The sequence below is a fragment of the Sandaracinus amylolyticus genome (assembly GCF_021631985.1).
Lineage (GTDB): Bacteria > Myxococcota_A > Polyangia > Polyangiales > Sandaracinaceae > Sandaracinus > Sandaracinus amylolyticus_A.
In genome coordinates this window covers 10,351,937-10,373,151 of sequence record NZ_CP070225.1, presented here as the reverse complement: position 1 = coordinate 10,373,151, position 21,215 = coordinate 10,351,937, and the positions used below count along the sequence as shown (strand labels likewise).

The following is a 21,215-nucleotide window of genomic DNA, read 5'->3' as shown; positions in this document are numbered from 1 at the left end:
CGGAGAAGTGGGATGAGGCTGGCTGGGTTCGAGATCGGCAACCGTCTCCCGCTCTTCGTCATCGCGGGGCCCTGCGTCGTCGAGAGCCGCGAGCTCTGTCTCGAGGTCGCCGAGGCGATGAAGGCGATCACGACGAAGCTCGGCGTGCCCTACGTGTTCAAGGCGAGCTTCGACAAGGCGAACCGCACGTCGGGCACCGCGTTCCGCGGGCCGGGCATGGAGCAGGGGCTCGCGGTGCTCGAAGAGGTGCGCACCCGCGTCGGCGTTCCCGTGCTCACCGACGTGCACGAGGACACGCCGATGGACGAGGTCGCGTCGGTCGTCGACGTGCTGCAGACGCCTGCGTTCCTCGTGCGGCAGACCGGCTTCATCCAGAAGGTCGCGCGCGCCGGCAAGCCGGTGAACGTGAAGAAGGGCCAATTCCTCGCGCCCTGGGACATGAAGAACGTCGTCGAGAAGTTCCGCGCGGAGGGCAACTCGCAGGTGATGGTCTGCGAGCGCGGCGTGTCGTTCGGATACAACACGCTCGTCTCCGACATGCGCAGCCTCGCGATCATGCGCGAGACGAAGTGCCCGGTGGTGTTCGACGCGACGCACTCGGTGCAGCAGCCGGGCGGTCAGGGCACGAGCTCGGGTGGTCAGTCGCAGTTCGTGCCGGTGCTCGCGCGCGCCGCGGTCGCGTCGGGTGTCGCGGGCGTGTTCATGGAGACGCATCCCGATCCGAGCGTCGCGCTCAGCGACGGGCCGAACATGTGGCCGCTCGGTCGCATGGAAGAGCTGCTCGGCGCGCTGGTCGAGATCGATCGTGTGGTGAAGTCGCGGCCCTACGCCGAGGGGCTGTGACGCTCGACGACGTCGCGCTGCGCGAGAAGCTCGCGTCGGTGCGCGCGCTCGCGCTCGACGTCGACGGAGTGCTCACCGACGGCTCGCTGACGTACGGCGCGGACGGAGAGGTGCTGAAGACCTTCCACGTGCGCGACGGCATGGGCATGCGGCTCGTGCAGAACGAGGGGATCGCCGTCGCGGTGATCACCGCGAAGCGCTCGCCGATGTTGGTGCGGCGGCTCGCGGATCTGAAGGTCGCGCACCTGCTCGATGCACGCGAGGACAAGGGCGTCGCGATGGCGGAGCTCGCCGCGACGCTCGGGGTGCCGCTCGCGTCGATCGCGTTCGTCGGCGACGACGTGTTCGATCTGCCGGCGATGCGCGCGGCGGGCGTGGGGATCGCGGTCGCCGACGCGCACCCGCTGGTGCGCGAAGAAGCGGCGTGGGTGACGCGCGAGCGCGGTGGGCGCGGCGCGGTGCGCGAGGTGTGCGACGCGCTGCTCGACGCGCGAGGTCGGCTGCGCGCGGCGTGCGAGGAGCTGTTGCGACGATGAGCGAGCCGTTCCGAGTGGTGGTCCCCGCGCGTTATTCGTCGAGTCGCCTGCCCGCGAAGGCGCTCGCGGAGATCGCGGGCAAGCCGCTGGTCGTTCACGTCTGGGAGAAGGCGGTCGCGTCGGGCGCGGTCGAGGCGCTGGTCGCGACCGACGACGCGCGCATCGCCGAGGTGATCGAGCGCGCGGGCGGGGTCGCGATGATGACGTCCCCCGATCACGCGACCGGCACCGATCGCCTCGCGGAGGTCGCGCGCCGTCGCGGCTGGAGCGACGACGCGATCGTCGTGAACCTGCAGGGCGACGAGCCGCTCGTGCCGATCACGCTGCCAGCTCGACTGGCGGGCGCCCTCGCGTCGAACGCGCGCGCCGGGATCGCGACGTTCGCCACGCCGATCCACGAGGTGCGCGAGGTGCTCGCGCCGCAGGTCGTGAAGGTCGTGCTCGATCGCAGCGGGTACGCGCTCTACTTCAGCCGCGCGCCGATCCCGTATGCGCGCGATGCCTTCGCCGCTGGCGCGCCGAGTGCACTGCCCGCGGGCGTGCCCTATCTGCGCCACCTCGGCCTCTACGCGTACCGCGCCGGCACGCTCCGCACGCTCGCCGAAGCGCCGGTCGCGACCCACGAGCGCGCCGAGTCGCTCGAGCAGCTGCGCGCGCTCGAGCTCGGCATCGGCATCCACGTGAGCGTGCTCGACGAGGCGCCCCAGCACGGCGTCGACACGCCCGAGGATCTCGAGCGCGTGCGACGGGCGATGGCGTCGTGAAGAGCGAGACGCGAAGGCTCGGACGCGTCGGCGTGTGGTCGCGCGGCATCGCGCGCATCCCGCACATCCGCACCCTCCTCGGCGCCGACGACGTGGTGCTCTGGCCTTCGTCCCGCGCGCGCATCGACGCGGTCGTGGGCTGGGGGCGCAAGCCGAACACCGAGCCCGCGCGGCGCTACGCGGCGGCGCACGGAGTGCCGTTCTTCGCGCTCGAGGACGGATTCCTGCGCTCGTTCTCGCCGGGCGTGACCGGCGATCCGCCGCTCTCGATCGTGATCGACGCGGTCGGCATCCACTACGACGCGACGCAGCCGAGCGAGATCGAAGCGCGGCTCGCGCGGATCGACGCGCTGCCCGAGGCGACGCTCGAGCGAGCACGGCGCGCGATGTCGTTCATGCGCCGTGAGCGTCTCTCGAAGTACAACGACGCGCCGGCGCGCACGCTCGGTGAGCGCACCCGGCCGCGCGTGCTGGTCGTCGATCAGACCGCGGGTGATCTCTCGATCTCGCTCGGGATGTGCGTGCCGCGCGCGTTCGATCGGATGCTCGAGGCCGCGCTCGACGAGAACCCCGACGCCGAGATCGTGGTGAAGACGCACCCCGACGTCGTGCTCGGGAAGAAGAACGCGAACTTCACCTCGATCCCGCGCGATCCGCGGGTGCGCCTCTTCGGCGAGCCCTCGAGCGCGATGGCGCTGCTCGACGAGGTCGATCGCGTCTACGTCGTCACCTCGCAGCTCGGCCTCGAGGCGCTGATCGCGGGCAAGCGCGTGACGTGCTTCGGCGTGCCCTTCTACGCGGGCTGGGGGCTCACCGACGATCGCGCGGCGGTGCCCGATCGTCGCGGCGCGTCGCGGACGATCGAGCACCTCTTCGCCGAGGCGTACCTCCACTACGCGCGTTACGTCGATCCCGAGACCGGCGCGCTCTGCGATCACGAGCGCGTCGCGGAGCACCTCGCGCTGCAGCGGCGCACCGCGGAAGCGAGCGGCGAGCACCTCGTGTGCGTCGGGTTCTCGGCCTGGAAGCGCGCGTTCGTGCCGCGCTTCGTGGGTGCGCCGATGACGCGTGTCGACTTCGCGAGCGATGCGCGCGCCGCCGAGCGGAAGCTCGGGCCCGAGTCGCGTCTCGTCGTGTGGGGCACTCGCGAGCACGACGATCTCCGCGCGCTCGCCACGCGCTGCGACGTTCCGCTGGTGCGCATGGAGGACGGGTTCCTGCGCTCCGTCGGGCTCGGCTCCGATCTCAACGCGCCCGCTTCGCTCGTGATCGACGATCTCGGGATCTACTACGACCCGAGGACGCCGAGCCGGCTCGAGCGGATCCTCTCGGAGACGACGTTCGACGCGGACGAGCTCTCTCGCGCGCGCACCCTGCGCGAGCGGATCGTCGGCGCCGGTGTCAGCAAGTACAACGTCGGCGCGTCGCGCGCCGTCGCCGCGTCGGCACGCGGTCGCGACGTCGTGCTCGTCGTGGGCCAGGTCGAGGACGACGCGTCGATCCGGCTCGGGTGCATCGACGTGCGCACCAACGAGGCGCTGCTGAGAGAGGCGCGCCGGGCGCGCCCCGATGCGTACGTCGTGTGGAAGCCGCACCCCGACGTCACGAGCGGCAACCGAGCGGGCGCGGTCACCGAGTCGCGCGCGCGCCAGTGGGCCGACGAGATCGCCCACGACGTGGCCATCGCGGACTGTCTCGCGGTCGCGAGCGAGGTGCACACGATGACCTCGCTCGTCGGGTTCGAGGCGCTGCTCCGCGGGCTGCGCGTCGTGGTGTACGGACAGCCGTTCTACGCAGGCTGGGGTCTCACGACGGATCGCCATCCACATCCGCGTCGCACCCGCGCGCTCTCGCTCGACGAGCTCGTCGCGGGCGCGCTGCTCCGCTACCCGCGCTACGTGAGCCGCGCGAGCCGGCGCTTCACCACGCCGGAGCGCGTCGTCGAGGAGCTGATCGACGCGCGAGCACGCCAGGGCGAGCGGCGCTCGCGGATCGGCAGCGGGCTCACCAAGGTCACGAACCTCGCGCGAACGCTGCTCGATCGAAACGGCGCACGGAAGGCGGGCGAGCTCCTGCCCGACGAGCTCACGTGCAAGAGCGCGCTGCTGCTCCAGGGCCCCTCGGGACCGTTCATGAGTCGGTTCGCCGAAGAGCTCCGCGCGGCCGGCATCCGCACGACGAAGGTCAATCTCTACGCCGGCGACACGCTCTTCTATCGAGGCCCGGACGTGGTCTCGTTCCGCGGAACTCCGGAGGAGTGGCCTGCGTTCGTCGCGCGCTTGATGGAGGAGCGCGAGGTCGACGCGATCTTCCTCTTCGGCGATTGTCGCGCCTATCACGTCCGCGCGATCGCGGCGGCGAGGGCACGCGGTGCGGCCGTCTGGGTGTTCGAAGAAGGTTATCTGCGCCCCGAGTGGATCACGCTCGAGCGAGACGGAGTGAACGGCCACTCGCGTCTGCCGCGGGACCCGGACGTCTATCGGCGCGCAGCACTGCCGCAGCCTCCGCCGTCGCGTCCGGTCGAGGGCTCGTTCTCGGCCTCTGCGTGGTACTCGACGCTCAGCGCGCTCGCCTACACGCACTTCAATCGCGGGTTCCCGCACTACGAGCATCACCGGCCGTTCAACGCCTACTATCACGCGTTCGCGTGGGTCCGCGGCGCGGTGCGCAAGCAGTGGTACCTGCGGCGCGAGACACCCTTGCTCTCGCGCCTCGAGGGCGAGCTGACGGGCCGCTTCTTCCTCGTCGCGCTGCAGGTGCACAACGACTCGCAGCTCGGACACTCGAAGTACCGCGACATCCCGGAGTTCATCCGCGAAGTGATCGCGACCTTCGCGGAGCACGGCGATCCCGCTCACGTCCTCGTGATCAAGCACCACCCGATGGATCGCCCGTTCCGCGAGTACGGCGGGCTCGTCGAGCAGCTCGCGCGCGAGCACGGGATCCACGAGCGCGTCTGGTACATCCACGACCTGAACCTGCCGACGCTGCTCCGGCACGCTCGCGGAACGGTCACGATCAACAGCACGACGGCGCTCCAGTCGCTGCACCACGGCACACCGGTGAAGGCGCTCGGCACCGCCGTCTACGACATGCCCGGGCTCACCCACCAGGGCGACCTCGCCTCGTTCTTCCGCGATCCCGACACGTTCGATCGCGCGCTCCACGAGCAGTTCCGGCGCTGGCTCCTCTGGCACAACCAGCACAACGGAAGCTTCTACCGGCGCGCGGACGAGGAGCTCGCGGGGACCGGTGTGCGCTGGCGTCGGGAGATACCCGCTCACGAGCTCGGCGTGCGCGATGACGCCGTGGACGAGGTCTCGCGCCCCTGACGCGCGTGGACCGAACGTGGTACGCAGCGGGCGTGGCACGGGACGGCCTGGACGAGATCATCGGGGATTGCATTCCGCGAGACCACGCGGAGCAGGTGTCGTCGGAGTACTACGTCGGAAAGCTGATGGCGGGCGCGACGAGGCCGATGCGCGTGCTCGACCTCGGCTGTGGCGCCGGCAACAGCGTCGACGTGTTCCGCCGACACCAAGCCGACGTCGACTGGCACGGCGTCGACATCCCCGACTCGCCCGAGGCGGCGCAGAACCGGCGGCGCAACGACGCGCCGTTCCACGACTACGACGGCATCCATCTCCCGTTCGACGAGCAGTCGTTCGACGTCGTCTACTCGAACCAGGTGTTCGAGCACGTGAGGCACCCGGAGCCGCTGCTGCGCGACGTGACGCGGGTGTTGAAACCGGGCGGCGCGTTCATCGGCTCGGTGTCGTCGCTCGAGCCCTATCACTCGTTCAGCTACTGGTGCTTCACGCCCTACGGCTGGCACACGATCCTCACCGACGCGGGCCTGCACGTCCGCGAGCTGCGCCCCGGGATCGACGGAATCGCGCTCATCCGGCGGCAATACCTCGGGCGCCCGAAGGAAGCGTCGGCGTGGTTCCACAAGTCGCCGCTCAACGAAGAGATCGACGCGTGGGCCGCATCGACGGGGCGCAAGCCGCACCTGATCAACCTCGCGAAGCTGCGGTTCTGCGGTCAGATCGTGTTCTACGCCGTGCGGCCGTGAGCACGGTGCTCGTCCACGCCTGAGGGCTCGGCGTAGTTGCCCATCGCGCGCAGGCGCGCGTCGAGCTCGGTGCTCGTGATCTCGCCGCGACGCTTCGCGCGCGCGAGCTCCGCGTAGGCGCGACGCGCGGGCGAGCGATATCCGTCCTCGAGCGACTGCGCCGCGGCGCTCCGCGTCATCGACGTGCTCGACCACGCGACGAGGAGGAGCGGCGCTCGGTCCCGCGCGATCGGCGCGCGCAGCCGGAGATCCTCGAGCAGCTCGAGGTCCGCGCCGAAGCGCGCGCGGCGGAACGGACCGACGGCTTCGTACGCGCTCCGCGTGGTCATGAGCGACACGACGGCGAGCCGCACTGCGCTCTGATCGCGGAAGAACACGGCGCGCCCATCGGGATCGATCCGCACGCAGCTGGTCGTACAGCTCTCGGCGCCCGTTCGACGCAGCGTCGCGACCTGCCGCGCGATGCGGGCGGGATGCGCCACGTCGTCGGCGTCGTGGAACGTGAGCAGCTCGCCGCGTGCACGCTCGAGCAACGCGTTCCGGATGTTGTAGGTGCCCTGGTTCGCGCGCGAACGAAAGAGCCGGACCCTCGGGTCGTCGCCGTAGCGCTCGCGAAGGATCGACCAAGTGCCGTCGTCACTCGCGTCGTCGCACGCGAGGATCTCGATCGCGCGATGCGACTGGGCCAGCAGCGAGTCCATCGCATGGCGGATCGTGCGCTCCGCGCGATAGGCGGAGACGACGATCGAGACGAGCGGTCCGTCGTGGGTCGGCGCGCCGGGCTCGAACGCGAGCGACTCGAGCAGATCGTGCGAACGGTGCGCATGCGCGACGCCGGGGAGCCCGTACGCGCGGAGCACGCGCGTGAGCGCGCGTGCGGTCCGTGCTCCCTCGCGCTCACCGGTCGCGTTGGCGACGAGGAGATGGAGCTGCGGATCGCGGAGGAGCACGGTCGGGCGTCGCACCATCGTCGCGAGGACGCCGTCGGCATCGAGGCGACCTCGCTCGACGTCGCGCGCGATCGCGACCGCGTTCGCGCGGCCATCGGGGAGCCAGTACGAGGTCGCGTCACGCGCGCCGAGGAGGTCGAGCACGGTCACGCCTCGTGCCGTGCGCTCGAGCGTGGACGCGTGCTCGTGCGCCAGCGACGCTGCGCCGTCGCGATCCCCGAGCGCGATCCGCACCTCGATCGCCGCCGCGATCGCCCGGCTCCGCAGCCCCGCCGAGGACGCGCTGCGCAGCTCGCCGAGAACGCGCTCCGATTCCGTCGCGGCGGTCTCCACCGCACCGACCGCGAGCGCCGCATCGAGCGCCTCGAGCGCACGCTCGAGATCCGTGGCCGGTGCACGGGGCGCGGGCGCGCGTCGGATCGGACGCTCGCGGTGTGCGCGGAAGGCGCGCTCGGCGATTACCCAGGCATCGCTGTCGAGCACACGCTCGAAGAACGACGCGCGCATCACTCGGAGGCTCCGAAGCGCTCGAGATAGAACGCCGAGTCGCGGATGGCCGCGGGATCGAGAGGCGGCTGCGGACATCCGCGCTCGTGGCGCGCCGATGCGCTCTGCTCGCTCTCCCAGAGCGCGTGCACGATGCCCTCCCGTCGGAGCATCGTCTCGAGCGGATGCTGCAGCGCGAGCTCGTCTCCGTGCGCGTCGGCCCAGCGCGCGATGTTCGCGACGAGCTGCAGCACGTGCGCGTGATAGTGGCACGTGCGGGCGATGCTGATGCCGCGAGCACGTCCGAGCGCAGGATCGAACTCGTAGTGCGCCCAGTCGTGCTCGCCGTGGGGATCGCGGAAGTCCTCGAGCGTCGGGAGCGGACGCGGCGCATCGGGCGTGACCTCGGCCTGCGGCAGGAGCACGAGAAGACCGCCGAGCGCGCGCTCTCGAGCTCGGGTGCGACGCGGATCATCCGCCGGCACCAGGCGCGCCAGCGTCTCGTAGAGCAGCAGACTGTCCATCACGGCGTGGAGGTGCTGGTTCAGCACCCAACGTGGTGCGTCGCCCTCCGTGCGGAGACCGACCCCTCGCGAGTGCAGCCAGAAACAACTGTGCATGGTGCCGGTGCCGTCGTCGCAGAATCGCTCCTCGGAGCGCACGCCGCCGGAGCGCGGTGCGGCAGGAACGTCGAGCGCCGCCGCGAGCGCCAGAGCGAGCACGGTCAGGGTGCGCGCCTCGTCGTGTCGCTGCCGAGCGGCGTGCGCCGCGGCGATCGATGCGATGACGTGAGCCCACTCGGCCTGCTCCATCGCCTGCGCGAGCCCGTCTTCGTTCTCCCAGACCATCGCATCACCGCGCTGCACGAGCGTCGAGCGCAGATACTCGATCTCGATCGCGAGCGCGCGCTCGCACACGCGCTCGTCCTCGCTCCCCGGCGCGGCCGCGCTGTACGCGTTGCGCAGCGAGCGCATCGGCTGGACCAGGAAGTGCGGCAGTGGTGACCGACCTTCGTCGCTCCACTGCGCGCGATCACGATAGCGGAACGCGAGCGCACCGCCGGGCGCATCCGTCGGCTCGAGGCATCCGTTCGCGTGCTCGTCGCCGCAGACCGCAGCGGGGTCGATCCCACACCGAGCTGCGATCGAGCGGAGGCGCGCCGTTCGATCGACGCGGTCGGTCGTCTCGGCCGCACCTTCGGTGCGAGGCAGGGCTCGTTGCTGCGCGCGCCCCGCGTGCCCACCCGCACCACACGCCCCGAGCGCGAGCGCGGCGAGGCACGCGGCGGCGCGCTTCACCCGGGCCTCGGCCGCGTGAGGAGACCGTGGAGATCTCCACCGGGCGCGAGCTCGGCGACGACCTCCTCGGTCGGCGCATCCGCACGGACGTAGAGCCCCTGCGCCTCGAGCAGCTCCGCGACGCGCTCGGCGCGTCCGCGCGTCCCGAACACGGAGCCGGGAGCCAGGCGCGCCTCCGCCGCGCGCAGCAGCGCGCGGTTGTAGTTCGCGGTCAGCGCGGCGGGCGGCTCCGAGAGCGAGCCCTCACCGACGTACAGAGTCTCGACGGAGAGGCCCAGCACGGTGGCGGGTCTCTCGGCGCGCTCTGCCGAGATGCGCGCGACCGTGCGCAGCGTCGCATCCGAACGCCGCGAGAGCGACCAACGGACGCAGCGCAGTCGCCCCCCCGAGAGCTTGCGCTGCGCAGCACCGACGAGCTCGATCACGCGACGATCGCTCGAGGGATCGCCGAACGCCGAGACCACGGGCAGGAAGAGCACCCGCGCGTCGCCGGCGACCGAGGTCTCCCGGAGGTAGTCGAGCGCGAGATCGATCCGGTGGCGTCGCTCCTCGGTCTCGCAGTCCAACCACACGTCGAGGTACGGCGCGCCGTCGTTCGGAGCCCACGCGAGCTCGTCGACGAGCGCGCCGGGGGCGAGCGAACGTGCGACGAACGACGCTTCCGCCGCGGAGAGCGCGATGGGGCGGAGATACTCGCTGGCGCCGATGACGATCGTCAGGTCCACGGGCGTCCCTTCGTCGACAGCGCCTTGCGGGCGAAGCTGACCGGATTGAGCGCTGCCGCACGCATCATGTACACGAGCGTCTTCGCGGCATCGTCGTTGTTCGACGCGAATCGCGCAGCGAGCATGTTGAGATCGTAGAGCCGATTCCGCCGGAATCGGACCGAGCGAGTCATCAGCAGCGCCGAGTGCTTGCGGAAGATGTGGCGATAACAGTCCGCGATGAGATCCGCGTCCTTGCCGGCATCCGACTTGTGATAGACGCAGAGCGCCTCGGTCGTGTTCGGCAGCGCGAACATCCCGCCCTTCGCCGCGAAACGCAGGAAGAAATCGAGGTCCTGCAGGCGCGGCAGCTTCTGATCGAAATAGCCGACGTCGCGAAACGAGCGAGTCGTGCCCAGCAGCGTGAACAGATATGCGCGGAGCGACGAGAGCAGCAGATTGCTGATCTGGTCGCCCTCCACCGTCTGTCGACCGTGCTTGGGCTTCCCGCCCACCCAGTGCATGTCGTAGTGGCAGGTGACCCACACGGGTCGATCCCACCTCAACAAACGCGCGCGGTATAGCGCGTCGTGCTGGAGGGCGAGCTTCTGCGGATAGAGCTCGTCGCCCGAGTCGCACCACGTGAGGTAGGTGCCCGAGGCGGTGTCGAGCAATCGATTGCGCGTATGAGGGCGCCCGCGATTGACACCGTTCTCGAGGAGCACGATCCGCTCGGGGCTCTGCTCCGCGATCTCGTGCAAGCGCCGGAGGTTCTGCGGCGTCGATCCGTCGTCGCACACGACGAGCTCACGCGGGCCACGGAACGTCTGGGCCTCCACGCTCTTCAACGTGAGGAGGAACCCCTCCGGATCGTTGTAGTGCGGGACCAGGATGCTGATCGACGGCTGCGTCACGACTCCCTCGCGGCCTGGATGGCGCGTTGTTCGATCGGTCCATCTCCGACGCGCTCGATCCACCGCGCGTAGGGTCATGGCCGAGTCTTCGCGGGCTCAGGTCCTAGCACGATCCGCTCCGACGGGCCGACGCGCGCGCGGCGGTCACGCGCCGTACTCGGCGTAGGCCTCACGGAACGCCGCGACGAGCTCGGGCGACGGCGCGGCCGGCGCGAACAACCAATCGCGATGCACGTACGCGGGGTCTCCGGCGAGCGCCGACGCCCCCGCCCATTCGGGCTCGCCGGTGATGTGGATCGCGCGATAACCGACGCTCGAGAAGAAGCTCCAGAGGCGGTCCTCGGTTCGACCCGCCAGGACCTCGCAGATCACCGGCGGCCGATGCTTCTCGATGAACGCGCGCCCGCCCTCGAGCACGTCGGGCTCGGTGGACTCCGTGTCGATCTTCAGCACGAAGGACGCGTCGTCCCACGCGGTCGCGAGCGACTCGAGGGTGCGCACGTCGACCTCGATGACCGCCCGATGCGGCCGGAAGCGGCGGTTCAGAGAGCTCGACGCGTCGCTGCGGCTCGACACGTAGAAGCTGGCTCGCTCGTCGCGAGCGCCGAGAGCCATTTCCCTCACGTCGATCGCGAGCTCGTTGCGCGACGCCGCGTCGCGAACGAACTCGGCGATGTCCGGCATCGGCTCGAACGCGGTGACGCGGAGCGCGGGGCCGTACGTCGCCGCCATCGTGAGCGAGAAGACCCCGACGTTCGCCCCGATGTCGAGCAGCCGGACCGGCGCGTTCGCCGTCTCGATCAGCGCGCCCATCATCGCGAAGACCTCGGGCTCGTAGCTCTTGAGCCCGCCGCGCACGACGATGTCGCCGATGAAGAAGCGACTCGCGCCTCGCAGGTCCAGCGACTGCCGCGCTGCACCGCGCCGCGGGAGCGCGATGGTCTCGTTCAGCTCCATCTCGTGCTCGCTCCGCCGTCGATGCCGATCATCGCGAGGGCTGTCCGAGGCTCGTTCCGTGCGTGACCTGCCCCGATGCCTGCTCGCGCGACGAGGCGCGCGCCGCCTTCACGTCGTCGAGGATCTCGGCCCAGCGCGCGAGGAACGCTGCGCGGGTGAACGACTCGATCGATCCGGCGGCGCGGCGCCGGAGCCCCTCGCGGAGCTCGCGATCCACGATGAGTCGATCGATCGCATCGGCGAGCGCGGCGGGACCGCGCGCGCGGTCGACCATCAGCCCGTTCTCGCCGTCGCGCACGAACTCGTTGACGCCTGCGCAGTCGGCGTACGCGACCACCGGGAGCCCGCACGCGAGCCCTTCCGCGACCGAGAGGCCGAACCCCTCGTGCAGCGCGGGATGGGCGAGGATCTCCGCGTTGACGTAGGCGTCGCGCATGTTCGCCTCGTGTCCCATGAGCTGCACGCGACCGCCGAGGCCGTGTTGCGCGATCCGCTGGGCGAGGCGCGCGCGCTCCGGGCCGTCACCGTAGATCTTCACGGTCCAGTCGGGGTGCTTGCGCGCGAGGAGCGCCCACGCGTCGACGAGATCGCCGAACGCCTTGACCGGCGCGAGACGACCTGCGGCGACGATCTCCTTGCGACGCACCTTCGGGAACTCGACGTTCTCGAACTCGGGCGACACGTAGTTCTGGATCGCGACGATCTTCTCGCGGATGCGCGGCGGGAACCACTCCGCGAACGTCGGGAAGATGACGTGCACGCGCGCTGCGGTGTGGAGCGTCTGGAGGCGGAGGAACCGATCGATCGGGTTCTGGTCCCAGCGCTCCTTCGAGACGTAGTCCTTCTCGGGCACGTTGTGGTTCGTCGGGACGACGTGCGCGCCCGACATCCAGCCCGCGATCAACGAAGGTGTGTTCGCCGGCGGCAGGAACGAGATGACGAGATCGGGCTCGATGCCGCGAATCGCCGCGTGCAGACGGCGCGTGAAGTAGAGGTTCTTCGCGGCCCAGTCGATCGGGGCGAGCGCGGGCACCTTCGGGTACGCCCGCGCGACGCGATCGAGCGCGCGATACCAAGGCGCACGGCGAGCGCTGCGCCCGTGGAGGTTGACGACGGTGACCTTCGGCGAGATCGGATAGAACGGCTTCCCGCGCTTCGCGTCGCAATAGAGGCACGTGACTTCGAAGCCGGCCTCGGCGAACAAATTCGCGGTGTCGATGAAGAGGCGCTCCGCGCCGCCGACTCGCTCGTTCAACAGGCGGATGACCATGACGATGCGCGCCTGCGGCGCATGTCTCGGCACGGCTGATTCCATCGCGGCGAACGTCTAGCACGGATCGTGCGAGGCGTGAACGCATGGCGGCGTGGCTGGGCGGCGCCGCGAGCAGCCATGACAAACGTGTCCGAGTCGCATGCAGTGAGCCATTCTGTTCCCCGCCCGAGAGCGGCGGTCGTGATTGCCTGCAGCCCACGAGCGCCTAGGCTGCGCGGATGCACTCGTCGACATTCGCGCTCGGCGCGGCGACAGCCGCTTGCGTCGTGCTCGCCAGTTGCGCACCACCCGAGAGCCCAGCACCCGCGAGAGCGGTTGAAGAGGAGCTGACCGGCGACGTCGTCGCGCGCGTCACCGGTCAGAACGCGCGGTTCGTCGGGTTGCCGAGCCCGACGACGGCGGTGACCGCGCACTACGTCGAGGGCGCAGGGGAGTACGACGTGCTCGAGTCGAGCCTCGAGCCCGAGCGCCACCACGGACGCATCGATCGCGATCGGCTGCGGCCGGACGACCAGCCGGAGAACACGTCCGAGTTCCGCTCCTCGTGCCCGACGAGCACGTGCATCCACGGCGCCTACTGCATGACGTTCGTCGGGGCCGGATGGCCCGTTCTCGCCGACCCCGACGGAGCGGGGCCGCTCGACACGCGCGATCGATTCCAGATCGAGCTCTCGTCGCCGAGCGACGAGAATGCGCTGACGCTCGACTCGACACGATACCTGCGCTTCTACGTGTGGGTGAGCAGTTGTTCGCGGACACGACTGCCGAGCGACCCCTCGCACCATCAGTACATCGTCGAGGCCTGGCAGGCGCACACGGGCGCGGCGATGCGTGCGCCATTCCAGATCGAGCTCCTGGCGAACGACACCCCGGAGAACAAGGTCACTCTGTCGTTCCAGTACTCGAATGATTCGGTGAGCGCTCGGCAGCTCTACGCGATCGAGATCGACACCGACCGCTGGCACAACTTCGCGATCGAGCTGACGCCGCGAACGACTCGCGCGGGCGGCATCCGTGTCTGGGTGAATCCAGGCATCACATTCAATTTCGACTACCCGGACTCGACTCCGGCGCCCCTGCCGAATGCTTCGCTCTCCGTCGCGTGGGGGTACGACCTGCTGAGGAACGCAGGCATGACCGGCAGATTCGCGGTTCGGGTGGGTCTGCACCGTCATCAGCCGGCCGCGCTCGGCGAGATGCCGTTCGTCTTCTATCGGATGGACTCGGTGAAGCTGACCCGGACGCCTCAGGCGATGCCCGGCGAGTGAAGACGACATCGACCGAGCAGAGGAAAGCATGACGAGAGACACAATCTTCATCGCGGTCATTGCCGCAGCGATTGGGTGCACGGGTGAGGGCGCCGGCGTCGAGCGCGCCGATTCGGACGGCGCGGTGTCGCTGGCGACTGCCCCACTGAACGAGACGGGCGTGGTCGCGCGCGTGACGGGTGAAGGCGGCTACTTCGAGGGCATCCCGAGCTGGGGCTCGAATGCACACCTCGAGTACTACGAGCCGGGCCGCGACTACGTCGTTCGCGATGGCACGCAGTTCCTCGAGCGCGCCCACGGTCGGATCTCACGCGTCGGGTGCATCGACCATGGTCCCGAGTGTCTGTCGATCACGGGCTACCGATGGCCTCGTACGATCGAGTGGACCGATCGCTTCGAGATCGAGCTGTCGAATTGGTCGGTGGACGAGACCGCGATGCGCCTCGGGGACACGCGCTATCTCCGCTTCTACCTGCGCGTCGACTCGCGCACCGACGAGATCCCGGTCTATCCCGGCTATCCGGCGGAAGACGTCGTGATCATGCAGGCGTGGCAGGCGCATGGGGGCGTTGGCGTGGCCGCGCGGCGCCCAGCGTTCGCGATCGCGCTGGACGCGACGACGCCGGAGACGCCGGACACGGTTCGCCTCCTGTTCCTCTACTCGAACGACGCGATGCACGGCGTCCCGCGGGAGGGCGACGAGCGCGAAGCGACACACCGCGTGTTCCACACGGAAGTGATCGACAAGGACCGCTGGTACAACTTCCACATCGAGATGCGGCCCCAGGCCGCGCACGAGGGCTCGATCCGGATCTGGCGCGACCAGGGACTGAGCTTCGCGTTCAGCGATCGTCCGCCCGTGCACGCGAGCACGTTGGTCTGGGGGTTCACCCCCACGCACCCGCCGGGCAGCGCTTGTCCGCGCGCGCTCGATCCACCCCAGCCGGGCGTGTGCGACTCGTTCTCCGTCCGACTCGGGCTCTACCGCGGACAGCCGACCCCCACGACGGGCATGCCCTTCGTCCACTTCCTGATGGACTCCGTGAAGCTCACGAGCACGGCCGAGGCGATGCCCGGGCTCTGATGCCGTCATGACCAGCCGGGCGGGGCGGACCTGCTCGATGGGCGCGCGGCGCGCCCCTTCCCTCTCCGGCACTTTCATGCGAGATCACGCGGCTCAGCGATGACCGACTACATCTTCACCATGAAGGGCGTGACGAAGGTCCATCCGCCCGACAAGCGCATCGTCACGGACCTCTACCTGTCGTTCATCCCGGGCGCGAAGATCGGCGTCATCGGCCCGAACGGCATGGGCAAGTCGTCGCTCCTCCGCATCATGGCGGGCGAGGACAAGAACTTCACGGGCGAGGCCTGGATCCGCCCCGGCGCGAGGGTCGGGTTCGTCCCGCAGGAGCCGGACATCGGGCGTGATCGCCGCGTGATCGACGTCGTGCACGAGGCCGTGCAGCCGATGCGCGACGCGCTCGCGAAGTTCGAAGAGATCTCGATGAAGCTCGGCGAGGTCTCGGACGACGACGAGATGCAGAAGCTGCTCGACGAGCAGGCGAAGCTGCAGGACTTCATCGACGCGGGCGACGGCTGGAACCTCGACACGACGCTCGAGATCGCGATGGACGCGCTGCGTCTGCCGCCGGCCGAGGAGAGCGTGAACCACCTCTCGGGTGGTGAGAAGCGACGCGTCGCGCTCTGCCGCACGCTGCTGCAGAAGCCGGATCTGCTGCTCCTCGACGAGCCCACGAACCACCTCGACGCCGAGTCGGTCGCGTGGCTCGAGACGCACCTGCACGAGTACCCGGGCACGATCGTTTCGATCACCCACGACCGCTACTTCCTCGACAACGTCGCGGAGTGGATCCTCGAGCTCGATCGCGGCGAGGCCTATCCCTTCAAGGGCAACTACACCGGTTGGCTCGAGCAGAAGGAGAAGCGCCTCGAGGTCGAGGAGAAGCAGGACTCGGCGCGGAAGCGGAAGATCGCGCAGGAGCTCGAGTGGGTGCGCCAGTCGCCCAAGGCGCGACAGGCGAAGAGCAAGGCGCGCCTGCAGGCCTACGAGTCGCTGGTGAGCGAGGCGCAGAAGGCCAAGCGCACCGACAACGAGATCTTCATCCCGCCGGGCGAGCGCCTGGGCGACACCGTCATCGAGGCGAAGAACGTCAGCAAGTCGTTCGGTGATCGCCTGCTCTACGAGAACCTCTCGTTCCTCATCCCGAAGGGCGCGATCGTCGGCATCATCGGCCCCAACGGCGCCGGCAAGACGACGCTGTTCCGGATGATCACCGGCCAGATGAAGCCCGACGGCGGCGACATCAAGGTCGGCGAGACCGTGAAGCTCATGTACGTCGACCAGTCGCGCGACGCGCTGGAGCCCGACAACACGGTCTTCAAGGAGATCTCGAAGGGCCAGGACAAGATCGTCGTCGGCAAGACGGAGATCCCGTCGCGCGCCTACGTCGGCCTCTTCAACTTCAAGGGCGGCGATCAGCAGAAGGTCGTGAAGACGCTCAGCGGTGGTGAGCGCAACCGCGTTCACCTCGCGAAGGTGCTCACGCAGGGCGGCAACGTGCTGCTGCTCGACGAGCCGACGAACGACCTCGACGTCGAGACGCTGCGATCGCTCGAGGGCGCGCTGCTCGAGTGGCCCGGCGTCGCGCTGATCACGTCGCACGATCGCTGGTTCCTCGACCGCATCGCGACGCACATCCTGGCGTTCGAGGGCGACTCGAACGTCGTGTGGTTCACGGGCACGTACCAGGACTACGAGGCGGATCGGAAGAAGCGCCTCGGCGCCGAGGCGGACCGCCCGCACCGTATCAAGTACCGCAAGCTCACGCGCTGATCGCGCGGCGTGCGAAGCGACGAAGGCCCGACGAGCCGCGTGCTCGCCGGGCCTTCGCGCGTTCGGACTCGGTCAGTCGATGCGCACGGCGTAGTACTGCCGGTAGCCGCCCGCGCTGCAGGTCGATGACACGCGAACTCTGACGGGACGTCCCGCGAGATGCGCGGCGAGCAGTGCCTGGCTGTAGCGCGCGCGCTGCGCGTCGGTCAGCGTCGAGAACGGGACGACGTAGCTCGAACCGTTGGCGCACGTCGCGCCTTCTCCGTTGGTCGATCCGGCAATGATGATCTCGGCGCCGTTGCCGCCGTCCTGGTAGTCGGTGATCAACCCTGTGGTGGTCCATGCGTCGGCGAACGCCGCGAGGGGAACGGCGATCAGCACCGCGAGCACGCCGAGGGACGCGAGCATCGTTCTCATGATTCCAACTCCTCGCCGATCGCGCTGAGCGGTCGGCGGGGGCGAATATAGGCGAACACAGCAGACGAGGCAGGCGGCTGCGAGTGGTGGCACCTGGCTCGGTCGAGTAGCGTTGCGAGCCGATGCGTCATCGACTCGCATGCACGTGCCGAAATTCCCGTTCGCGTTCTCGACTTCGCGGGACGGCTCGAGCCGCCGAGCGCGTGGGGTGCTGATGCGACGCGCAGTGTGGATGATGGTCGCGCTCGCGGGGTGCGGCGGGCCGAGCTACGCGGGATGGACCGAGGCGCGCGCGCACGTGGCGAGCGAGGACGAGCGTGCGGCGGACGAGCTCGCGCTCGGCGCGCTGGTGCTCGTCGACGAGCGCGCGAGCGAGCCGTTCGCGGTGCTCGATGCCGACGGGCGGCTGCATCGACGCGATTGCGAGCGCGTGATCGCGCGCGACGGCTCGGTGCGCGATGCCGCGAGCGAAGCGATCGTGCTGCAGCTCGCGGACGGCGCGCAGGTGGTCGACGCGAGCGGCGCGGTGCGCTTCGAGGTGACCGGCGATCGACTGGTTCGCGCGGACGGGACCGGCGCGGCGACGATCGACGACGGCGTGGTGCGCTTCGAGGGCAGCAGCGGGCTCGGGCTGCGCGTCGAGGGTGCGGACGAGCCGACGCTGCGGCGCACGGCGCTGCTCGTGATCGCCGCGCTCTCGATGTGCGACGCGTGAAGAAACGAGTGCGCGGCGCGACGAAGTCCACGAGCCCACGAGGAGATGGTGGGTGGGAGGAGGCGAAGGTCTCCTCGCGGGATCGTGGAGCTCGTCGCGCCGCGCACTGCGGCGTCGCGTGTCAGCGGCCAGTCGTGATCAGCGGCGGCTGGTGAAGTGGGCGGTGCCGGCGAGCGCGATCCAGTGGTCGACGAAGCTGCCGCCGTCCTGCTCGAGCTGCGGGCGCGCGCTCGCGGCCATGCACGCGGCGTCGTGGCGATCGATCGCGTAGGCGTGGCGGGCGACCCACGTCGCGATGCAGCCTTCGACCTCGGGGAGCTCGGCCAGGTGCGCCGCGATCTCCTCCGCGCCCTCGAACTCGATGTCACCCGCGCTCACGTTCGTGAGACGACCGGTGTCGTCGATCTCGAAGCGCCCTTCCGTCTCGCGACGACGGCCCGCCGCGTCGAGGTGCTCGAAGCCGAAGCCGATCGGATCCATCAGGCGGTGGCAGCTGTTGCACGACTCGTTCGACGCGTGGAGCACCTCGTAGCGCTCGCGGGTGCTGACGCTGCCGACGTCGACCTCGGGCAGCGGACCGACGGTCGGCGGCGGCGGCGGGATCTCCTGGCAGAGGATGCGATCGCGGATGAAGTGACCGCGGCGCGTGGGCGAGGTGATCTCCGCGTTGGCCTGCACGCTGAGCCAGCCACCCTGCGCGAGGAGGCCGATGCCCCAGCCGTCCGGGCGCTCCGCTTCGATCATGTCCCCACCGCCCGCGGCGCCGAAGCCGTAGTAGCTCGCGAGCGTCGCGTCGACGTAGGTGCTCGGCGAGGTGAGCAGATCCGAGACGCCGCCGCGCTCCTCGAGGATCACGTGATCGAAGTACGCGTCGAGCTCGCGGCGCATCGCGTCGCGCACCGCGGGCGTGAAGCCCGGATAGAGCTCGGTGTCCTTGGTGATGTTCGGCAGCGCCGCGAGGCCCGCCCACTGCTCGAAGAAGCGCAGCGCGATGCGGCGGAACGCGGGGCGCACCGCGCCCGCCTCGTCGAGCACGAGCGAGCGCGCGACCTCGCGCACCATCGCGGGATCGTCGAGCTCACCACGCTCGGCGCGCGCGAGGAGCGCATCGTCGGGCGGCGCGCCGGTGTACGTGTACGCGAGCTCGGTCGCGATCTCCCAGCCCGCGAGGTGCGCGGTGCCGTCGCCCGACACCGTGCCGAGCTCGGAGCGCCACACCACGTGCGGCGACTGCACCATCGCGATCGTCGCGGTGCGCACCCACGTCGCGAAGCCCGCGGCCGGGGTGATCCGGCGGTACGCGTCGAGGTAGCGGTTGAGCTCGGCGTCGGTCGGCGGCCGGTGGAAGAGACGACGCGCGTAGGTCGTGACGAAGTTGCGCGCGCACGCCTCGTCGCCGGTGGTCGCGCAGGGCAGCAGCGTCGAGAGGCGCGGCTGCGCGCTCACGGCGTCGGCGACCGCGCGGCCGGTCTCGAGCAGGCGCGACGCATAGGTCTCGTTCACGCGCAGGCGATCGACGTCGCCGGTGAAGCCGTCGCCGCTCGCCGCGTCGGGCGGCGTGGTCGGGCCGCTCCACGCGGTCGCGTCGAGCGTGAACACGTTGCGGATCGTCGTCTCGAGCTCCGACGCGGTCAGCCTGCGCAGCACGCGCGGGCCGAGCTCGTCGCCGTCGGGGCACGCCGGCACCGGCTCGTTGGGGCGCGGGTTGTTCGGATTTCCCGGGTTGTTCGGGTCCCCTGGACGCCCGCTGCCGCTCGGCCCCGCCGCGCCGTCGCCGAGGTTGCCGACGCAGCCGACGCTCGCCATCGCGAGCGCGCCGATGATCACGATCGCCTGCACGAGCTTCACGACCGCACCTCCCGGAGCTCGTCGCCGCCGAAGTGACCGCTGTCCGCGTCGCTCACGCCGAACGCGCGGCAGATCGACTTGAGGACGTGCCGGTTCGTCGCGCCCGCCGCGTCGATGATCGCGTTGGTGCGCAGGCGCCCACCGAGCCGGCCGATGATCATCGTCGGCACGCCCATGCTCGAGTGCGACGAGGGCAGGCACTCCGCCATCACCACGACGCAGGTGTTCGCGAGCACCGTGTTGCCGCTCGGATCGAGCGGATCGGGCACGTTGATCGCGGTGAGGAAGCGCGCGAGCTTCTCCATGTACCAGGCCTGGCAGCGCGCGAAGAGGGCCTGATCGCCGTGCGACGTGTTGTGGTGCGGCTGACCGCCGTTGACCGGGACCAGCACGTTGCCGTCGGCCGAGCCCGCCTGCAGCGTCGCGACGCGGGTGAGGCCGCACGTCATCGCGCGCGCCATCACGTCGACCTGCGCGTCGAAGATGTTCGAGAAGTGCTCGTCCTTGTACGCCTCGCGCGGGTTGCCCTGGAGCGCGCTGCGCAGGCGCTCGACGCTCGCGAGCGTGCCGGTCTCGCACGACACCGTGGTCGGAGGCGGCATCTCGCCGGTGGTGCGGAGCGCGCGCACCGCCGCGAGGTGCTGCGCGATCTTCTCCTGCTCGGTGGTCAGGCCGTTCACGCGCGCACCGAGATCGCCGAGCTCGGCCTCGGTGATCGCGAGCGCCTCGGCCTCGACGTCGACCGCCGGCTCCATCGGACCGGGATCGACGGGGCCGCCCGCGAAGAGGCGATCGTACGCGGCGACCGGCGAGGCCTCGTAGTCGACCGGGCCGTCGGGCGTGAAGAAGAGCGTGGAGCGCCCGTACAGCTGGTAGAAGTCGTAGCTGTCGGCGGGGCGCACGCCGAGGTGGACGCTGCGCACCGGCGTCGGGCTCGACGCGTCGACGTGCGCCGAGACCACCTGGTCGAGCGAGCGCACGCGCGGATCGGCCGTGAGGTAGTCGGGGACCGGCGCGCCGGTGAAGATGCTCCGGACTGCGAAGTGATTGTCCGAGCCCTGCACGTTGAGGCCGCGCACGTACGTGATCTGATCGGCGAACGCGCGGAGCGGCTCGGTGACGAGCGAGGTCGCGCCGACCGACGAGGGCCAGAAGTGCGAGGGGTCCGCGCCGTTCATCATCGGCCACAGCACGAGGCGCAGCGGCGGATCGCCGGGGCCTGCGAGCGCGCGCAGTCCGAACGAGGTGAACGGTGCGGCGGCTGCCGTGAGCGCGAGACCCTGGAGAAAGCGGCGGCGTGCGAGCATGGC

At 70.1% G+C, this 21,215-nt stretch carries 18 protein-coding genes; 9 read left to right on the top strand and 9 right to left on the bottom strand.

What is annotated here, in order from left to right:
• The first annotated feature begins 12 nt into the window (after positions 1–12).
• The 5 genes from kdsA to I5071_RS44055 are packed head-to-tail and all read left to right on the top strand — an operon-like array spanning position 13 to position 6,218.
• The gene (kdsA, locus tag I5071_RS44075; protein WP_236519422.1) at positions 13–843 is read left to right on the top strand and encodes a 3-deoxy-8-phosphooctulonate synthase; all 831 of its coding nucleotides are present in this window, start codon (positions 13–15) and stop codon (positions 841–843) included.
• Entirely contained in the window at positions 840–1,379 is a 540-nt protein-coding gene (locus I5071_RS44070; protein WP_236519421.1) for a KdsC family phosphatase, read from the top strand. The genes kdsA and I5071_RS44070 overlap by 4 nt, the downstream gene beginning before the upstream one ends.
• Positions 1,376–2,143, top strand: a complete 768-nt coding sequence (gene kdsB / locus I5071_RS44065; protein WP_236519420.1) for a 3-deoxy-manno-octulosonate cytidylyltransferase — start codon at positions 1,376–1,378, stop codon at positions 2,141–2,143. The genes I5071_RS44070 and kdsB overlap by 4 nt, the downstream gene beginning before the upstream one ends.
• Positions 2,140–5,475, top strand: a complete 3,336-nt coding sequence (locus tag I5071_RS44060; RefSeq protein WP_236519419.1) for a hypothetical protein — start codon at positions 2,140–2,142, stop codon at positions 5,473–5,475. Before kdsB ends, I5071_RS44060 begins: the two co-directional genes overlap by 4 nt.
• A 32-nt stretch (positions 5,476–5,507) precedes the next feature.
• Positions 5,508–6,218: a class I SAM-dependent methyltransferase gene (locus I5071_RS44055; RefSeq protein ID WP_236519418.1), complete on the top strand. Its 711-nt coding sequence runs from the start codon at positions 5,508–5,510 to the stop codon at positions 6,216–6,218.
• Here the strand turns inward: I5071_RS44055 and I5071_RS44050 are convergent.
• The 6 genes from I5071_RS44050 to I5071_RS44025 form a co-directional block, all read right to left on the bottom strand.
• The gene (locus I5071_RS44050) at positions 6,200–7,753 is read right to left on the bottom strand and encodes a glycosyltransferase family 2 protein (protein WP_236519417.1); all 1,554 of its coding nucleotides are present in this window, start codon (positions 7,751–7,753) and stop codon (positions 6,200–6,202) included. The genes I5071_RS44055 and I5071_RS44050 overlap by 19 nt on opposite strands.
• Complete coding sequence (locus I5071_RS44045; protein WP_236519416.1) at positions 7,675–8,952, bottom strand: hypothetical protein; 1,278 nt, start codon at positions 8,950–8,952, stop codon at positions 7,675–7,677. Before I5071_RS44045 ends, I5071_RS44050 begins: the two co-directional genes overlap by 79 nt.
• The gene (locus I5071_RS44040) at positions 8,949–9,677 is read right to left on the bottom strand and encodes a hypothetical protein (RefSeq protein ID WP_236519415.1); all 729 of its coding nucleotides are present in this window, start codon (positions 9,675–9,677) and stop codon (positions 8,949–8,951) included. Before I5071_RS44040 ends, I5071_RS44045 begins: the two co-directional genes overlap by 4 nt.
• Entirely contained in the window at positions 9,668–10,570 is a 903-nt protein-coding gene (locus tag I5071_RS44035) for a glycosyltransferase family 2 protein (RefSeq protein WP_236519414.1), read from the bottom strand. The genes I5071_RS44040 and I5071_RS44035 overlap by 10 nt, the downstream gene beginning before the upstream one ends.
• Before the next feature lie 144 nt (positions 10,571–10,714).
• Positions 10,715–11,527 carry an FkbM family methyltransferase gene (locus I5071_RS44030; RefSeq protein WP_236519413.1) on the bottom strand — a complete coding sequence of 271 codons (813 nt, stop codon included), beginning with the start codon at positions 11,525–11,527 and terminating at the stop codon, positions 10,715–10,717.
• Between the two features lie 28 nt (positions 11,528–11,555).
• Positions 11,556–12,842, bottom strand: coding sequence for a glycosyltransferase (locus I5071_RS44025; protein ID WP_236519412.1), 1,287 nt, complete (start codon positions 12,840–12,842; stop codon positions 11,556–11,558).
• A 539-nt stretch (positions 12,843–13,381) separates the two neighbouring features.
• On the opposite strand from I5071_RS44025, the gene I5071_RS44020 reads away from it, so the two are divergent.
• From I5071_RS44020 to ettA, 3 genes are all read left to right on the top strand, one after another.
• Complete coding sequence (locus I5071_RS44020; protein WP_236519411.1) at positions 13,382–14,068, top strand: hypothetical protein; 687 nt, start codon at positions 13,382–13,384, stop codon at positions 14,066–14,068.
• Positions 14,069–14,096: 28 nt separating this feature from the next.
• On the top strand, positions 14,097–15,152 hold the full coding sequence (locus I5071_RS44015) for a hypothetical protein (protein WP_236519410.1): 1,056 nt from the start codon (positions 14,097–14,099) through the stop codon (positions 15,150–15,152).
• Positions 15,153–15,251: 99 nt separating this feature from the next.
• Positions 15,252–16,925, top strand: a complete 1,674-nt coding sequence (gene ettA, locus I5071_RS44010; RefSeq protein ID WP_236519409.1) for an energy-dependent translational throttle protein EttA — start codon at positions 15,252–15,254, stop codon at positions 16,923–16,925.
• Between the two features lie 72 nt (positions 16,926–16,997).
• On the opposite strand, the gene I5071_RS44005 is transcribed toward ettA, so the two are convergent.
• Positions 16,998–17,342: a hypothetical protein gene (locus I5071_RS44005; protein WP_236519408.1), complete on the bottom strand. Its 345-nt coding sequence runs from the start codon at positions 17,340–17,342 to the stop codon at positions 16,998–17,000.
• 214 nt (positions 17,343–17,556) lie between these two features.
• On the opposite strand from I5071_RS44005, the gene I5071_RS44000 reads away from it, so the two are divergent.
• Positions 17,557–18,057 (top strand): hypothetical protein, encoded by a 501-nt coding sequence (locus tag I5071_RS44000; RefSeq protein ID WP_236519407.1) that lies wholly within the window; start codon positions 17,557–17,559, stop codon positions 18,055–18,057.
• A 138-nt stretch (positions 18,058–18,195) separates the two neighbouring features.
• On the opposite strand, the gene I5071_RS43995 is transcribed toward I5071_RS44000, so the two are convergent.
• Entirely contained in the window at positions 18,196–19,905 is a 1,710-nt protein-coding gene (locus I5071_RS43995; protein ID WP_236519406.1) for a DUF1592 domain-containing protein, read from the bottom strand.
• Complete coding sequence (locus tag I5071_RS43990) at positions 19,902–21,212, bottom strand: DUF1552 domain-containing protein (protein ID WP_236519405.1); 1,311 nt, start codon at positions 21,210–21,212, stop codon at positions 19,902–19,904. Before I5071_RS43990 ends, I5071_RS43995 begins: the two co-directional genes overlap by 4 nt.
• Positions 21,213–21,215 lie beyond the last annotated feature (3 nt).

Coding starts and splice junctions, on each gene's coding strand:
- I5071_RS44050 (WP_236519417.1), bottom strand. CDS start 7,753: ATGTCCGCAGCCGCCTCTCGATCCCGCGGCCATCCGCGACTCGGCGTT.
- kdsA (WP_236519422.1), top strand. CDS start 13: ATGAGGCTGGCTGGGTTCGAGATCGGCAACCGTCTCCCGCTCTTCGTC.
- I5071_RS43990 (WP_236519405.1), bottom strand. CDS start 21,212: ATGCTCGCACGCCGCCGCTTTCTCCAGGGTCTCGCGCTCACGGCAGCC.
- kdsB (WP_236519420.1), top strand. CDS start 1,376: ATGAGCGAGCCGTTCCGAGTGGTGGTCCCCGCGCGTTATTCGTCGAGT.
- I5071_RS44025 (WP_236519412.1), bottom strand. CDS start 12,842: ATGGAATCAGCCGTGCCGAGACATGCGCCGCAGGCGCGCATCGTCATG.
- I5071_RS44015 (WP_236519410.1), top strand. CDS start 14,097: ATGACGAGAGACACAATCTTCATCGCGGTCATTGCCGCAGCGATTGGG.
- I5071_RS44005 (WP_236519408.1), bottom strand. CDS start 17,342: ATGAGAACGATGCTCGCGTCCCTCGGCGTGCTCGCGGTGCTGATCGCC.
- I5071_RS44030 (WP_236519413.1), bottom strand. CDS start 11,527: ATGGAGCTGAACGAGACCATCGCGCTCCCGCGGCGCGGTGCAGCGCGG.
- I5071_RS44020 (WP_236519411.1), top strand. CDS start 13,382: ATGACGTTCGTCGGGGCCGGATGGCCCGTTCTCGCCGACCCCGACGGA.
- I5071_RS44000 (WP_236519407.1), top strand. CDS start 17,557: ATGCGACGCGCAGTGTGGATGATGGTCGCGCTCGCGGGGTGCGGCGGG.
- ettA (WP_236519409.1), top strand. CDS start 15,252: ATGACCGACTACATCTTCACCATGAAGGGCGTGACGAAGGTCCATCCG.